General features: G+C 67.4%; 9 protein-coding genes (1 of these 9 cut by a window edge). 5 read left to right on the plus strand and 4 right to left on the minus strand.

The features are described from left to right. Nucleotides 1-10,144: the beginning of a non-ribosomal peptide synthase/polyketide synthase gene (locus tag AC0KTM_RS11795; RefSeq protein WP_472415574.1), read on the minus strand. Its footprint begins 21,161 nt before the window's first position; only the first 10,144 of its 31,305 coding nucleotides appear in the window; the start codon lies at nt 10,142-10,144; its stop codon lies beyond the left edge, outside the window. Between the two features lie 18 nt (nt 10,145-10,162). Next, complete coding sequence (locus AC0KTM_RS11800) at nt 10,163-10,384, minus strand: MbtH family protein (RefSeq protein ID WP_225328532.1); 222 nt, start codon at nt 10,382-10,384, stop codon at nt 10,163-10,165. Nucleotides 10,385-11,415: 1,031 nt separating this feature from the next. Here AC0KTM_RS11800 and AC0KTM_RS11805 point away from each other — a divergent pair. After that, nucleotides 11,416-12,207 (plus strand): GAP family protein, encoded by a 792-nt coding sequence (locus AC0KTM_RS11805; protein ID WP_472415575.1) that lies wholly within the window; start codon nt 11,416-11,418, stop codon nt 12,205-12,207. 30 nt (nt 12,208-12,237) lie between these two features. Here the strand turns inward: AC0KTM_RS11805 and AC0KTM_RS11810 are convergent, their stop codons facing one another. Beyond that, nucleotides 12,238-12,984, minus strand: a complete 747-nt coding sequence (locus AC0KTM_RS11810; RefSeq protein WP_225328530.1) for an ANTAR domain-containing protein — start codon at nt 12,982-12,984, stop codon at nt 12,238-12,240. A gap of 139 nt (nt 12,985-13,123) precedes the next feature. On the opposite strand from AC0KTM_RS11810, the gene AC0KTM_RS11815 reads away from it, so the two are divergent. The 4 genes from AC0KTM_RS11815 to AC0KTM_RS11830 all read left to right on the plus strand — a co-directional run bounded on the left by AC0KTM_RS11815 (nt 13,124) and on the right by AC0KTM_RS11830 (nt 15,361). Then, entirely contained in the window at nt 13,124-13,915 is a 792-nt protein-coding gene (locus AC0KTM_RS11815; protein ID WP_225328529.1) for a transglutaminase-like domain-containing protein, read from the plus strand. Nucleotides 13,916-14,161: 246 nt separating this feature from the next. Continuing rightward, nucleotides 14,162-14,629, plus strand: a complete 468-nt coding sequence (locus AC0KTM_RS11820) for a DUF5994 family protein (RefSeq protein WP_472415576.1) — start codon at nt 14,162-14,164, stop codon at nt 14,627-14,629. A 233-nt stretch (nt 14,630-14,862) separates the two neighbouring features. Next, entirely contained in the window at nt 14,863-14,997 is a 135-nt protein-coding gene (locus AC0KTM_RS11825) for a hypothetical protein (protein ID WP_255641019.1), read from the plus strand. Between the two features lie 160 nt (nt 14,998-15,157). Then, nucleotides 15,158-15,361, plus strand: coding sequence for a cold-shock protein (locus tag AC0KTM_RS11830; protein WP_225328527.1), 204 nt, complete (start codon nt 15,158-15,160; stop codon nt 15,359-15,361). Nucleotides 15,362-15,512: 151 nt separating this feature from the next. Here AC0KTM_RS11830 and AC0KTM_RS11835 read toward each other — a convergent pair whose 3' ends face one another. Then, nucleotides 15,513-16,751 carry a fatty acid desaturase family protein gene (locus AC0KTM_RS11835; RefSeq protein WP_472415577.1) on the minus strand — a complete coding sequence of 413 codons (1,239 nt, stop codon included), beginning with the start codon at nt 16,749-16,751 and terminating at the stop codon, nt 15,513-15,515. Nucleotides 16,752-16,786 lie beyond the last annotated feature (35 nt).

Genomic DNA, 16,786 nt, shown 5'->3' on the forward strand with positions numbered 1-16,786 from the left:
CGTCGGTGCGGTATTCCGCCGTCACGGCGATCCCGGCGCGCTGGCCGGATTCGGTGAAGCGCTCGGCCAGCGAGAACGTCAAATCCATGCGAGCGGTGTTGGTGTGCAACGGCATTGGGGTGACTCGCAGATCACCCAGCGTCAGCCCCGCGGCGGGGGCGGTGACCTCTCCCGGGAAGTTCTCCCAACCCAGCAGCACCTGAATGAGCGGGTGATGGGCCATGCTGCGGGTGGGGTTGAGCCGCTCCACGAGCAGTTCGAATGGCACGTCTTGGTGTTCGAATGCGGCCAGGCTGCGCCGGCGCACCTCGGCCAGCAGCTCGGCGAAAGTCGGATCCCCGCCTAGAGCTCCTAGGTCGACCCGCAGCACCAGGGTGTTGACGAAGAAGCCGATGAGTTCGTCGAGGGCGGGTTCGGGACGCCCGGCGATCGGGAAGCCCACGGCCACATCGGTACTGGCGCTGATCTTGGCGAGCAGCGCGGCGAAGGCGGCCTGGATCACCATGAAGCTGGTGGCGTTGTGCTCGCGCGCTACCCGGCGGACCTGTTGCTGTAGCTCGGCCGGCCAGTCCACCGCCAGCCGGGCGCCGCGATGGTCGGCGACCTGCGGGTAGGGCCGATCGGTGGGCAGTTGCAGGCGTTCGGGGAGACCGGCCAGGGTGTCTGCCCAGTAGTCCAGCTGGGCGGCGATGCGGCTGTCGCCGTCGTCCACGTCACCGAGATGCGCGCGCTGCCAGAGCGTGTAGTCGACGTACTGCACCGCCAGCGGCGCCCAGTCGGGCGCCCGCCCCGCGCACCGGCTCGCGTAGGCGATCCCGAGGTCACGGGCGAAGGGGGTGATCGACCACCCGTCGGCGGCGATGTGGTGTACGGCGACCACCAGCATGTGCTCGTCGTCGCTCACGGTGAAAAGCTCGGTGTGTAGGGGGCTTTCGTTCTCCAGGTCGAAGGTGTACCGGGCGGCGGCCGCCATGGCCTCCCGCAGCCGGTCTTCCGGCCACCGGCGCGCGTCGATGACGTCGCAGGCGAACCCGATCCGCTCGGCGGGCACCACCACCTGCTGTGGAATTCCGTCGGCCGAAGCGAACACCGTGCGCAAGCTTTCGTGGCGGTCCACGACGTCGGCCAGCGCCGCGGCCAGCGCATCGGCGTCGAGGTGTCCGCGCAGCCGCAGCGCCACGGTGATGTTGTAGATCGCTGAGGGGCCCTGGAATTGGTCGATGAACCACAGCCGGGTCTGCGCGAAGGACAGTGGGATCGCCGCCGGTCGCTCCCCGGCCACCAGCGGTTCCGGACGGTCGGCGTCTCCCCTGCTGAGCAGGGCCAACTCGGCGACCGTGGGGGCCTCGAACACGGCCCGCACCCCGAGGTCGGAGTTCAGGCTGGTGTTGACCGCGGCGATCAGGCGCATCGCCGACAGCGAGTCGCCACCCAGGTCGAAGAAGGAGTCGTCGACACCCACCCGTTCCAGGCCGAGCACCTGGGCGTAGATGCCGACCAGGATCTCCTCGACGGCGGTGGACGGGGCGCGGTAACGATCGGCGTCCTGGTAATCGGGGGCCGGCAGCGCCTTGCGGTCGAGCTTGCCCGAGGACGTCATCGGGAATTCTTCAAGCGCCACAATGTGTGTCGGCACCATGTACTCGGGCAGCCAGGCGCTCAACCGTTCGCGCACCTCGCCGATCTTGGTGTTGGTGCGGGGGTCGTTGGCATGGCTGGTGCGTCGGCGGGCCCCGTCGGGTGCCAGGTAGAGATCGGTCAGCGGCGGGACGGCCTGGTCGCCGGAGGCGATGAAAACCGCGCTGAGAGTTCCGGCTTGGGCGCCCCAGGTGACGGCGACGTAATATCCGGCGCTCTCGCCGAGGCGGTGCAATTCTTCGGCGACGGTGGCGTCGGGGCCCGCGCCGGCCCGGGCCGCCGCGTCCGACAGCGCGTCCGTCAGGGGCAGCCCCTCGGCCAGCGCTGCCTCGACGGCGACGTCGGTGATCAGTCCGGCTCGCGGGATGTCGGTGATGCGGACGGCGGCGGGACGCCGCGATGTCAGGGTGTCGCGCAGCCCGCGCAGGCCGTCGCACTGCGCCCACGTCAGGGCGGGTTCGTCGGCCACCGAACGCACCGCCGCGGGTGCCTTGTGGATGGCGACGTCGTAGCGGTGCTGGTTCAGTTCGTTGTCGGCCATTCCCCGTTTGACGCGGATGTCGATCCCGACGGCCTCCGGCCGGGAGTCGGCCCAGGAGGTGAAAAACTCCGGCGCCAAGAGCAATTCGGTCTCGCCGAGCATGGCGTGGCGCACGCGCTGGCGGATTTCGGCCGCGTCGGTGGCGTCGCCGCGCGCCAGCGCGATCGCGGTCTGGAACGCCCCCTGCAGGGTGTGGTTACGGATGTCACCGATGAAGATCGCACCGCCGGGGGCCAACAGCGCCATGGCCTTGTCGATGACCTGGGCCAGGTATCCCGCGTTCGGGAAGTACTGGACGACCGAGTTGAGAATGATGGTGTCGAAGTGGCCGCGCGGCAGGCCGTCGGTGACGTGCGCGGGCTGGGTGCGCAGCTCGACGCGGTCGCGCCACGGCAGCCGCAGCTGCTCCATCGACCGGGCCAGGTTGTCGATCGCGACGGCCGAGAAGTCGGTGGCGACATAGCGATCGCAGCGCCGGGCGATCTGGGAGAGCAGCAATCCCGAGCCCGCGCCGATCTCGAGGACCCGGCGCGGCTGCAGGGACATGATGCGATCGACTGTGGCGGAACGCCATTCGGCCATCTCTTCGAGCGGAATCGGATCGCCGGTGTAGCTGCTGTTCCAGCCGCGGAAATCCTCGCCGAAGTTGGCCGCGAGGTCGGCGCCATACAGGTCGTCGTAGAGGTGCTGCCACTCCTGGACATCGTCGGCGTCCTGCTGGGCGTCCCGGTCGGTGGTGGCGGTGTGATCGAGCGTCACGTAGGCGACCAGCTGCGAGCCGGTTGCGGTGTCCGCAACGGTGACGGCGGCCTGGGTCACTTGGGGGCAGGCCAGCAGGGTGTTCTCGATTTCGCCCAATTCGATGCGCTGTCCGCGCAGTTTGATCTGGCTGTCGGCGCGGCCCAGATAGTCCAGGGTCCCGTCGGGCATCCAGCGCACCAGGTCGCCGGTGCGATACATGCGCTCCCCCACACCCCCAAAGGGGTTCGCGACGAACCGTTCCGCGGTCAACTCCACCCGGCCCAGATAGCCGTGCCCCAGGGCCGGCCCACTCAGGTACAGCTCGCCCACCACGCCGACCGGGACGGGGTTCAGCCACGCGTCGAGCACACGCGCGCACACGCCGGAAATGGGGGCGCCGATGCGCACCGGCTCGCCCGCCGACAGCCGCGCACAGGTGACCCAGATGGTGGTCTCGCTCGGGCCGTAGCCGTTGAACATCTGGCGGCCCGGCGCCCAGGCGTCCACCAGCTCGGGCAGGCAGGCCTCCCCGACGGCGACCAGCGTGTCCAGGCGAGAAAGCCGGGCGCGGTCCAGCGTCGAGATGACGGTGGGCGTCAGGATGGCCGCGCTGACCCGCTGGTGGTCCAGCAGCGCGGTCAGCGCCTCACCCGCATATACCTGCGGCGGCGCCACCACCAGCGCAGCGCCGGATCCCGCGGCCAGCAACAGTTCTCCGACCGAGGCGTCGAAGGTCGGCGAGGCGACCATCAGCACCCGCGCGTCCGAACCCAGGCCGAACCGCTCGCGTTGGGCGGCGGCCCAGCCCAGCAGGCCGCTGTGCCCGACGGCGACGCCCTTGGGGACGCCGGTCGAACCCGACGTGAAAATCAGGTATGCGGTGTCGCCGGCGCGCAGCGGCGAGACCCGGTCGGCGTCGGTGATCTCCTGCGCCGAGCGACCGGACAGGTCGAGGCCGTCGAGACGCACGATCGGGCGCGTCCCGGCGCCGGCGACGTCGTCGGTGCCGCACGTCAACACGCACACCGCGTCGACGGCGTCGAGCACCGAAGCGATCCGCTCGACCGGATGGTCCAGATCCACCGGCGCGTAGATGCCGCCGGCCTTGACGACGGCCCACCAGGCGACCACCAGCTCCGCGCAGCGGTCGATCGCCACACCGACGGCGCGCTCCGGGCCCACGCCGGCGTCGATCAGCATGCGCGCCAACCGCGTTGACCACTCGTCGAGTTCGCGATACGAGAGCTCCCGCGCGCCGTCGACCACCGCGGGCGCGTCGGGGGCCGCCGCCACCGCCGCGGCCAGCAGCTGTGGCGCCACCCCCACCGGCGCGCCGACACCGGCGCCGGACATCGTCGACAGCACCAGTTCACGCTCGTCGCCGTCCAGCAGGTCGACCGACGACAGCCGCCGGGTGGGGTCGGCGGTCATCGCGACCAGCGCCCGCTGCAGGCGCTCGACGAGCGACGCGATGCCGGCCGCGTCGAACACGTCGGCGTCGAATTCGATGTGCAGGCCGAGCTCGCGGCCGGGCAGGGCTTCCACCGTCAGCGGGTAATGGTTGTACTCGCGGTTGGTGAACTCTGCGATGGCGAGCCCGTCATCACCCAGCGTCATCCCGCTGTCCATCGGGTAGTTCTCGTAGACGAACAGCGTGTCGAAGAGTTGGTCGTGACCGGTGACACGGTGGATCTCGCTGAGCGCCAGGTGCTGGTGCTCGAGCGCGTCGTTGTGGCTGTTCTGCAGCTGCGCCAGCAGATCCGCGGTGGTGGTCGTCGCGGTGATGTTCGCGCGCACCGGCACGGTGTTGATCAGCAGCCCGACCATCGACTCCGCGTCGTCGACCTCCAGCTGGCCGACCCGCGATCGCGGGGTGCCGAAGACGACGTCGTGCTGACCGGTCAGCGAGGTCAGCACCAACGCCCACGCGGCCTGCAGCACGGTGCTCAGCGTGGTGTGGTGCGAGCGCGCCAACTCGGCGAGGGCCCGGGTGGTCTGTGCGGGCACGCGTGACTTCTCGAAGCCGCGGCGGCCCTGACCCAACCGGTCCTCGGGCGCGACCAGGGTGGGAGTTTCGAAGCCGGACAACAACTCTCCCCACGCCGCGCGGGAGGCGTCGAGGTCCCGATCGGCCAGCCAGGTGAGGAAGGCGCGGTAGGAGCCGGCCGCCGGCAGGCGGTGCCCGTAGTAGCCGGCGAAGATTTCGCGCAGCAGGATGGGCAGCGACCAGCCGTCAAGCAGGATGTGGTGATTGGTCAGCACGAACCGGAAGCGGCGGTCCGCGGCGCGGATCAGCGCGGCCCGGAACGCCGGCTGCCCGGCGAGGTCGCACACCGCGGCCCGTTCGGCGGCGCACAGCTGCTCGATCCGCTCGTCTGTGTCGCCGGCGCCGTCGAGTTCGAGGTACCGCCACTCGATCACGGGATCGGCCGGGATGACCTGCACCGGCTCGTCGAACTGTTCGCAGAACAGGGCCGCCAGGTGGGGGTGCCGGTTGACGACGGCGTGCACCGCGTCGCGCAGGCGATCGGCGTCGAGCGGTCCGGTGAGGGTGAAATCCAGTTGGACCGCATACATGTCGTCGCCGCCCCGCGCGGTGCTGGAGTGGAACAGCAGCCCCTGCTGCAGCGGGGTCAACGGCAAGATGTCGGCGATGTGGTGCTGGCGCTCCAGCTCGTCGATCTGCTGCTGGCTCAGCCGGGCCGGGGCGATGTCCGACGGGGTCAGCCCGCCGCCACCGGAGCGGACGTGCGCGCAGACTCCGGACAGCGCCTCGAACCACAGCCGGCTCAACCGGGTGATCTGGGTGGCGTCGAGAACCGATGGCGCCCAAGTCCATTCGGCGTGCAGGTGCGGGCCGGCTCCGGTGTCGATGGTGCCGGCGTTGAGCTCGACGGTGTGCATCAGCGGCATGGGCACCGCGGCGGCGGCGCCGATCAACGACAGGCCGTCCTGGCTGATGCGCCAGCCCTCGCCCACCGAATCGGGCGCTGCGCCTTGGCGTCCCAGGTAGTTGAACGCGATCGACGGGTCGGGCCCGGCGAGGTCGACGTCGGTGTTGAGGTACCGCAGCAGCCCGTAGGTCAGCGGCTCCGGCAGCGCGCGCAGCCGCTCCTTGGCGTGTTTGATGACCGGGCCCAGCGCCGTGTCGCCGGAAACCACCTGCGCCCAGCGCAACCCGGCCACCGGCCCCGCCACTTCCAGAGACACCGGGTACTTGGTGGTGAACCACCCGACGGTGCGGGACAGATCGGTGTCGGCGCCGAGTTCCTCGTGGCGCCCGTGAGCCTCGACGTCGATGCCGATCGGGGCGCCGGTGTCACCCAGGAATTCCGCCCACGCCAGCCCGAAGGCGATCAACAGGATGTCCTGGATCCCGGCGTGGAAAGCGGTCGGCACCTCGCCGAGCAGCATCCCGGTCGTCTCGGCGTCCAACTCGACCGACAAACGCCCGGCGCTGGCGTACGTGTCCACGTCGGGGCGGGCCGCGGGCAGCGCGGCGGGCGTCTCCGTCACCTTCTTCCAGGCGTTGAGCTGGCTGACCACGTCGGGGTGGCGCGCGTGCTCGTTCAGCAGTGTGGCCCAGCGGGCGAACGACGTCCCGGCCGGCGGCAGCTCCACCGGCTGGCCGGCGCGGTGCAGCGCCCACGCAATGTTGAGGTCTTCCAACAGGATCCACCACGACACCGCGTCGACGGCCAGGTGGTGGATGATGACCGTCAACTGGCCGGTGGCCTCGACCCACAACGCGCTGAGCATCGCGCCGGTGGACGGGTTCAACCGCGAACGGGCCTGCAGCAACGCCTCATCGGACACCGCGTCGACCGACCGCAGGCAGTCCTCGGCCCACACGGCCCCCGGTTCCGGGATGTGGAACGCCCAGCCGCCGGCGTCGTCGCGATCGACGCGCAGCCGCAGCATGGCGTGCCGATCCACCAAGGCCTGCAACACGATTGAGACGTCGGCCGCGGTCACCCCCGCGGGGGCCTGCACCATCACGGTCTGGTTGAACTCGTCGACCGGGCCGGCCTTCTCCGCGCCCTGCAGCCACCGCATGATCGGGGTGGCCAGCACCGGCCCGACGCCCTCGTCGATCACCTCCGCCGCCCCGTCGCTCACCCCGGCCACCCGGGCCAGCCGGGCCACGGTCTGTTCGACGAACACGTCTCGGGGTCGGCACGTCAGGCCCGCCGCGCGCGCCCGCGCCACCACCTGCAGCGACAAGATGCTGTCGCCGCCCAGCTCGAAGAAGGACTCGTCGACGCCGACGCGCTGCACCCCGAGCACCTCGGCGTAGATGCCGGCCAGGATCTCCTCGACCGCGGTGGCCGGGGCGCGGTACTCGCCCGTCGTGTATGCGGGCATCGGCAGCGCGCGGGTGTCGAGTTTGCCGTTGGGCGTCAGCGGGAGCGCGTCGAGCACGACCACGGCCGCGGGCACCATGTAGCCGGGGAGCCGTTCGGCCAGCGCGGTGCGCGCCTCGGCCGGGTCGGCGATCCCGGTGACGTAACCGACCAGGCGTTTGTCGCCCGGGCGGTCCTCGCGGGCGATCACCACGGCCTGGTCGACGCCGTCGAGCGCGGCGAGAGCGGCCTGGATTTCGCCGAGCTCGATGCGATATCCGCGGATCTTGACCTGTTCGTCGGCGCGGCCGAAGTACTGCAGTTGGCCTGCACCGGATCCCGAGACGCCCCAGCACGCCAGGTCGCCGGTGCGGTACATGCGCGCACCCGCCTCACCGAAGGGGCACGCCACGAACCGTGACGCCGTCAGCCCGGTCCGGCCGACATATCCTCCGGTCACCCCGTCGCCCGCGACATACAACTCACCGACGACGCCGGGCGGCACCGGGCGCAGCCAGCCGTCGAGGACGAACAACGCCGCCCCGGGCACCGGGGAACCGATCGGCGGGGTCCCGGATCCCTTCGTCAGGGGGGCGCTGATCGCCACGCACATCGTCGTCTCGGTCGGGCCGTAGGCGTTGACCATCACCCGCCCCGGCGCCCAGCGGTCCACCACCTCGGGCGGGCAGGCCTCCCCCACCACCACCAGCGACGCCGCCGAAAGCCCCTCCGGCGAGAGCATCGCCACGGCCGACGGGGTCTGGGTCAACACGCTGACGTCCTCGTCGGCCAGCACGCCGTGCAACTCTTCGGGCGAACGCGCGACGTCTTCGGGGACCACGACCAGCCGCCCGCCGCGCAGCAGCGCGCCGAAGATCTCCCACACCGAGACGTCGAAGGCATACGAGTGGCACTGCGACCACACCCCCGACGGCGGCAGGCCGGCGTCCAGGGAACCCAGCAGCTGTGTCACGTTGCGATGAGTCACCGCAACGCCTTTGGGAACACCGGTGGTGCCCGAGGTGTAGATCAGGTAGGCGACATGGTCCGGCCCGGGCGCCGGCAACGCCTCGACGCGCTGGGCGTCGATGCGGGAATCGTTGACGTCGATGACCGTCACGTCGTGACCGTCGAGGCGGTCGGCCAGATCGACGGTGCTCAGCGCGGCAACCGGTTTGGCGTCGCCGAGCATGAACCCGATCCGCGACTCGGGCGACGAAGGATCGATCGGCAGATAGGCCGCCCCGGTTTTGAGCACCGCCAGGATCGACGCGACGGCCTCGGGAGAGCGCGAAAACATCAGCGCCACAGTCTGCCCCGGGCCCGCGCCCAGGCCGGTCAACAAATGCGCCAGCCGGTTGGACGCCTCGTCGAGTTCCCGGTAGGTCACCGGCCGGCCCTCGCACACCACCGCCACGGCCTCGGGCGCCCGGGTTACCTGGACGGCGAACAGCTCCGGCACCGATCCCGGCGCGGTTGGTGGCCGGCTCAAAACCCCGTTGTTACCAAGCTCTTCCAGGCGGGCGCGCTCCGCGGCCCGGAGCACATCCAACGCCGACAGGCGCCGGTCCGGATCGGCGACCATGGTCGCCAGCACACGCTGCAGCCGCTCGGTCAGATCCGCGACGTCGAAATTCGAGAACGGTTGCCCGATACCGACCGTGCTCAGGAACTGCTGGTCGCCGAATCCGAGGAAGAACAGGCCGAAGTGACCTACCGGCCCGAAGCTGGTGTAGGTCGCGGTCGCCGGGACGCCGTTGAGGCTGAGAGTGAGGCGGGCCGGGACGAAGTTGACGACCACCCGGTTGGGGGCCTGCCTCGGGCCGTTGAAGTCGCCTTCGCCGTCCAGAGTGCGTGTCGGGAATTGCTGATGCCGCAACGCCTCTCGAGACCGCTGGTCAACGTGCCGGCAAAAGTCGGCGAACGTGGTGGCCGGCGACGCCTTGAGCACCAGGGGCACCACGCCGGCGAGCATGCCGGGATGCGTCTTCGATTCCGGGTCCACTCGCCGGCTGACCGGAAAGTCGAGCACGACTTCGTCGGAACCGTCGGCGCACCAGCCGCGCACCAGAAGCGCGCAGGCCGCGGTGAGTACCGACGATCGACGGATGCCCAGCGTTTTGGACAACTCTTTGACCCTGCCGACCACGGACTGATCCAATTGCACTGGCGGAGAGGGTGAATACGGGTCACGCCCGTCATCGACCGGGGGCGCCGGATAAACGGCCCCGTTGCCCGCGGGGCGGTGTGCGGCCCAATAGTCCTGATCTTCACGGAATTTGGCGGACGCCTCGTAGTCCAGCTCGCCGCTCACGAGGTCGTGCAACGAGCCGAAGAAGGCGGGTGGAGCCGGTTTGCCGGCGGCCAGCGCGGAGTAGACGGCGGCGATCCGTCGGCCGATCAGCGCGATGCCCATGCCGTCGATGGCGATGTGATGGCACACCGAGAACCAGTAGTACTGGTCGGGACCCGTACGGAATAAAGCGAATTTGATCTTCGGGCCGGTCAGCGGCATCGGCGTCCGCTGGATCGATGATGCGGTCTCTCGGACTTCCCGCTCCGGATCCTGCGATTCGGTCAGGTCGTAGAAGACCAGATCGACATCGTCGTAGTCGACGGCCTTCTGGAAGACCTGGCCATCGGCCTCGAAGAAGGAGGCCCGCAGGCTTTCGGCCTCGTTGACCACGTGCCGCATGGCCTGATGCAACAGACCGGGGTCGATCGCCCCGTCGATACGGACCAGCACGCCCAGCTGCCACGCCGCATCGAAGTGGCCGGTCTGCTGTGCCAGCCAGATATCGAGCTGGCCTCGCGTCACCGGGAGTGCCCGGTCACCACCACGCGCCACTGAACCCCCCCAAGCTCTACCGAAGTCCTTCATATGACATCGGTCTAAACATCACAAACCGGCGCGGGTCGGCGTGTCGCGGAGGCTTTTCGCCCGGATATCGGGCCAGTGTTCATCGATGTAGTGCAGGCATGCGGCGCGGTCGGCTTCCCCAAAAACTACTCTCCAACCGGCGGGAACGGTAGTGAAAGTTGGCCAAAGGCTGTGCTGTTCTTCGTTATTGACTAGGACGAAAAAACTGCCGCCGTCGTCATCGAACGGATTGAGCTGCATTGGATGGACCCCCTAACACCGAAACGAAAACTCCAAAGCGCGCCAGGCCACACGAACGTCCGTGCAGCACTTAAGGATTAAGCCGTCAGGCTCGTTCAGTATCTCGACCGGCGGATGCGGTCGAACGCGGCGCCCGTGAGTTTGGACGCGGTGGCAACTGAGCCATGACGGCCATGGCAGACCCCCTACCCGGGGTGGCCCTACGACCGTCAATGTCGCCATTCACGCTCGCGGTGTACCCCGACCGCGCGGTTCGAAACATTTGAATTGCGTTCTTACGTAAGACATTAACAGCGGCCATTGTTGCACTCGTGTCTCGCTGTCCAGCAAAACAACGGTGAGCGCCGTTGCCGACGACATCGCCGCGACATGTGTGTCATAGGACCTCCTTTCACACACCCCTATCGAAAGTACTGGATTTGCCGGCGTGCAGACCCGGACATCGCTTACGCAATCGCAAAATATTTGCCTTCCGGCCCGTCGGTCCGCTCGACGCGACGGCGCACGCCGTGAAATATCCGATTATGCTGCCGCAAGTGCGTTCCCAATCACGCGCTCAGCAGCATATTCACGGCGCAAGCGTTCGGAGCATGACATCGATGCCCGGCCGACCGGACCGCTCGCCCCCACCGTGCAAAAACGTACGGACGCTTGCTAAGCCGATACCGACGGCATGACGATCGACATGGCGCGACCTTGCTTCGCCGTAGCTGTCGTGAGTCGGTTTGCCGCGGCGTTGGTTCAACGAGAGGTGCTCTGCGTTTCGTGGTTGGCGAAGCGCACCCGCCGCTGGCTACATCCGGGTCCCGATTCGCCGAGCCCTGACGGCCGGCGGGACCGGACAACCCGCGCGCGGGCTGCTTGTGATTGATCTCACGGCCGCCCGCCGGCTTCGCCGAATCCGTTGACCAAGATCAACATTGAGCACGCACAGCCGGTTCATAGCTTGGGCGGACGGCGGCCTCGGGGAGCCGGGCCGGGATCGTCCCGTCGGCGTTTAAGCGTCGACGGGCGCGGGTAGAGCTGCGGCCATGTGGGGGTCAGTGCTGGGCTTGGGAATCCTGGCTGCGCTCAACCCGGTTCGTCTCGGGCTCGCCCTCCTGATGATCTCGCGGCCACGGCCGGGACCGAGCCTGCTCGCCTACTGGGTCGGCGGGTTGACGGTATGCGTGCCCGAGCTCGTGCTCCCCCTGATGCTGCTGAACTTCACCCCCTTGTTCGGCCACGTTGCGCATGGTTCGTCTTCTCCTTCCACGGGGGCGACCCTCGGGAAAGTTCAAATCGGCCTCGGCGTGATCGGGCTGTCGATTGCGGCGGCGATAACGGTGCGCTTCGTGACGCGCGCGCGGACGGCGCAACTCTCCCCGGACGACCGATCGTCGGCACCGTCGTCGGCCTCGGGGGCCCCCATCGCCATGCCACGGCTGCTGACCCGCGTACAAGACGTCTCGAGCGACGACGGCTCTCCCTTCCGGCGCCTGCTCGGCCGCATCCACGACGCATGGGAGAGCGGGTCGTCGTGGGTCGCGTGGGTGATCGGCCTGATCTCGGTGCCGGTCGACGGCGTCCTCTTCATTGTCGCGATCATCGCGGCGTCGGGCGCGTCGCTCACCGCGCAGATCGGCGCCTCCGTCGCGTTCATCGCCCTGATGTACGCCGTCGTCGAGGTGATCCTCGTGGGCTATGTGGCGACGCCGGCAAAGACCCAATCCCTGCTGCGGGTGCTGCACGACTGGGTGCGCACCTATCACCGCCAGATCCTGGTCATCCTCTTCACGGTGGTCGGGGTGTCACAGCTGGCCCAGGGCCTGCACATCGTCTGAGCCACGAGTGCGTCGGGCCGCGCCGACGGCTCAGCCCGAACGCGGCGGGCGTTTCGTCTGGACCAGCTTGCGAGCGATCGGCTCGACCCGGGTGTTCGTCTCCTGCGACAGCCGGGTCAACAGGTCGAACGCGCGTTCGGCGTCGATATTGAATCGTTCCATCAGCACGCCCTTGGCCTGCCCGATCACGTCCCGGGTCTCGATCGCGCGCAGCAGTTGCTTGTTCTCGAGAGCCAGCGACTGCTGGCGTTGGAGGTGAAGGCGGGCTTCGACGGCGCTGACCGCCTCGAATGTGTGCAGCAGCTCGGCCGGATCCCAGGAGTCACCGTGCTCGACCTCGCGTGCCACCTCGGCAAGGAGCTGCCGGCTTTGGGAGACTTCCTTCACGGAGTGCACCACCCCCACCAGCTCGCCGTGGTCGAGCAGCGGCGAGTTGGTGGGGCTCCACACCTTGGGCAGGAATTCGTCGGGCGCGGCGGGGTCCGGAATGTCGTAGCGTTGCAGCCGCATCTTGTGGGTGTGACCGCTGCGCATCGCGATTTCCAGGGACGACGCAAGGTTCGACGTCCCATTCGCCTGCGGATCCTTGGGGTTGTCGGGGAATGCGTCAAACAGGTATTGCCCGGACAACTCGCCGTGTTCCCGCAGCGCCACGCGCTCGTAGCCTCGACTCGCCGCCCGGATCCGCAGGTCGCGATCAAGAAGCACGCAACAGACGCCCGAGACCCCTTGGACCATTTCTCGGGCTATCGCATCGAACTGATCTTGGCTGTGCACCGTTTATGCCACTACCCGTTTGTAGAAACGCTCAACCGCCGACGATCGCCTCGCTGCCGACCGCCGCTGCGTCATCCGCGCCGGCGCCCGGCTGGCGATCTGGTCGGGTCGGGCGCACTATCTCGCTATGAGACGAGAAGTGGGCGCCGAGATTGAAGTCGAAATCACCGCGGCCACGACGCTGGAGTTCCAGATTGCCGTAGCGCCGCACCCGCATGCCGAGGTCTTCGAGTCGCTGCGCTTCGTCTTGAACGGAGAGCGAATCTGGCCCTTGGAGGTCAGCGGATTGCACGGCAACCGCATCCATAAATTCGACGCGCAGGTCGGCACGCTGCGCGTGGACTACGCAGCGACGATCGTGGGGCACACCGATCCGGCTCCGGTGACCGAATACGACCAGTCGATGTACCTGCGGCCGAGTCGTTACGCCGAGGCCGACAAGTTTTATGGTTTCGCCGCTACAGAATTCGGCAACGACCGCGATTCGACGGCCCTGCTGGAGCACGTCAGTTCCTGGGTGGGCACCAGACTCAACTATGTACCCGGCTCGAGCGATCCGATTGACGGGGCGGTGGATACCCTGCTCGCCGGCGAAGGTGTGTGCCGTGACTACGCGCATCTGGTCGTGGCACTCCTGCGAGCGGTCAGCGTGCCGGCCCGCTTGGTATCCGTCTACGCGCCGGGCGTGAATCCGATGGACTTCCACGCGGTCGCCGAAGCTTTCGTCGAGGGGCAATGGCGGGTGGTCGACGCGACGCTGCTGGCGCCACGACAGGCACTGGTGCGCATAGCCACCGGTCGCGACGCGGCCGACACGGCCTTCCTGGATAACCACAAAGGCGCGATCACGCTGGATCGGCTGGTGGTCAGCGCCCTGGTGGACGGCGAATTGCCCCGCGACTCGATCGACCAACTGGTTTCGATCCGCTGAGGCAGCCGCAAACCGGAACTCCGGGCATCGTATTCACGCTGAAATCCGCTGTGCCACAGCATGTTTGCGCCACGGCGACGGTGAGAGCGCCTCGCGAGCCGGTGGCAATGACGATTCGCGCTCGCGTTCGGACACGACCGGAGTAGGGTAAGACCATCGGCGATACCTCGAACGTGACGATTCAAAGCCATGTCATCGTCGATTCGAATGATTGGCCCGCTTGGCGGCCAAGACGGGAGCGTCACTATGGCGCCGCATGACGACCACACCAATGCCGGGGGCCGGCACGCCCCGCCGCTACACACACCGCGCCTGCGCCTGAAACCGAAGTCGCCCCGCAGCGGGTATGTCGATGGAGCGTGGTGGCCGCACAGTGACGACCTGACGGCGGAGCTGCCAGATCTGCTCGCGGTGCTATCGGTTCGGCTTGGTCCGGTGGGTCGTGTCATCTACAACCTCGCCGAATGGGCAACGGCACCAGCGAAATTGGCGTTCGGTCCGCAGACGGTACGGCTCGACGGGTACCACCGCCAGCCGGTCCACACCGTCGAGGTGCTCGGGCTCAATCGCCAGAGAATCACCCTCCTGGTGGTTTCACCGCACACTGATGAACACCATGCGCACGCCGTCATGATGACCGCGGCCGGCCCGAACAACAGCTTGACCGTCGCGAGCCTGATGATCAGCGGGGAAAAAGTGGACGCCCGCGCGTAGCCCATGTCGGCCACATCACGCATCAGCGCCGGATCGACTGAAACCTGATTTATCCTGATTTCGCGGTGCATTTTCACCGGTTATGCATGTTGCGGGCGGCGCGACTTATTTTGATGTGGAAATTTAGGTCGGATTAGTTGGCAGCCGCTTTAGTGGCGGAGGCCCGGGCGCGCAGGAGGGGTGTACGCTCGGTTAAACCGGGACCTGCCAGGCCCCCAAATCAAAGGGCCGCGATGTCTGATAAATCTCCCCGGCAAACCATGGGTAAGAAATCGGGTAAATCCCTGAAAGAGAAACGCGCCGCGAAGCGCGGCAAGGCCGCCGAGATCTCGCAGGCGGAACCCCTGCTGGTCACCAAGAAGCGCTGAGGCGACGATCTTCCTCGATACCGCCCCGGCCATGCGTGATTGCATGCCACAGGGCCCCCGTATGCCCGGCAATTAACGCCCGCTATTTTGTCGCTGGATTGTGTTACGGTTGACCCGGATGTAGCTAAATACATCCGCTCCGAAAGAAAGCGAAGTTCGTATGACACAGGGAACTGTGAAATGGTTCAACAGCGAGAAGGGCTTCGGATTTATCGCCCCTGACGGCGGTGAAAAGGATGTATTTGTCCACCATTCTGAGATCCAGGAAAGCGGCTTCCGCACCCTCGAGGAGAATCAGCGCGTCCAGTTCGAGATCAGCCAGGGGCCTAAAGGCCCCCAGGCGGTGGGAGTGACCGCCGTCTAGCGGTGGAGCACAAAACCCCTGGGGCTGAACGCTATTCACACGGCCCAGGGGCCGGGCGATGCTGTTTCTCGGCCCCGGGGTTCGTGCGTCCGTCGAGATACGCGGCGCGCCAATCCAAAAGCCGCGCCTTGTACTGCGTCTGCTCGGCGCGCTAGGCGGTCCGGCCCCTCGGCTGGCCTCGTCTACTGCGGGTGAGCATCGCCGTCGCCAACCCGCGTCGCCTCGCGTCATCGTCCGCGATTGCTACTTGCGGCCGGCCCGCGGCGTCACGAAATCTATGCTCGGATGCTGTCTCTGGCGCGTCGTCGGCGGTCGCGGACAAAAATCGGTCGGGCAGCGCCAATTTGCAGATTGTGCGGACGGTGAGCAGGTACTGCCGGAGCAGCGGACCGGTGGTGTAGGGCAAGTCGTATGTGACGCACAGCGCGCGTACCCGTTGGGCGATCTCGGGGTAACGATTGCTCGGCAGATCGGGAAAGAGATGGTGTTCGATTTGATAGCAGAGGTTTCCGCTCATGAACGCCAACGCCGGACCGGCTCGGAAGTTGGCGGTCCCGAGCATCTGCCGGAGATACCATTCGGGTTTCGTCTCGTTCTCCACGACCGACGGGGTGAACTTTTCCGCGCCGTCAGCGAAGTGACCGCAGACGATGACCGCGTACGCCCACACGTTGCGTAACCCGTTGGCCACCACGTTCGCGCCGAGTGTGCGGCGCCATCGCCGTCGGCCCAGCGCAGGAAAGAAGACATAATCCTTAGCGGCCTGGCGAGCCATCTTGCGGATCATCACCCGTTTGTGGGCAGATCTACCGGCCTCTGTTGTCTCGCGATCCCGCACCGCGTACAGGCCATGCAGCGCGACGCCCCATTCGAATGCCAGCGCCAGCAACACCGCGCGCAACGGCTGCGCCAGGGCGCTCGGCTCCCACTCCTGATCGCGCGTGACCCGCAGGACTCCGAATCCGAGGTCGTCGTCCATGCCCACGACGTTGGTGTACACGTGGTGCAGGTGGTTGTGAGAGGACTGCCAATGCTTCGAGGGACCGACCATGTCCCATTCCCAGGTACTGGAGTGGATTTCCGGATCGTTCATCCAATCCCACTGACCGTGGCTGATGTTGTGGCTGAGTTCCATGTTCTCGATGCACTTGGCCGCCGCGAGCGCTGCGGTTCCGACAGCCCATCCGGTCTTCTTTTTGCTGCCGATGAGGGTCAGTCTGGCCGCGACCTCCAGGCATCGCTGAAAGGCGATGGCCCGCCGGATGTAGTCACGGTCCTTGGCGCCGCGCGAACTTTCGACGTCGCAACGGATGGTGTCCAGTGCGGCCGCGAAGTTCTCGAGGTCTTCATCGCTCAGGTGGGCGTATTCAGGTACTTCGGTAATCGCCATGGAATCAGTGAGATTCGGGCTGAACGGAGGCATGC

The sequence above is a fragment of the Mycobacterium sp. NTMscope_Eco_3 genome, from assembly GCF_976985685.1.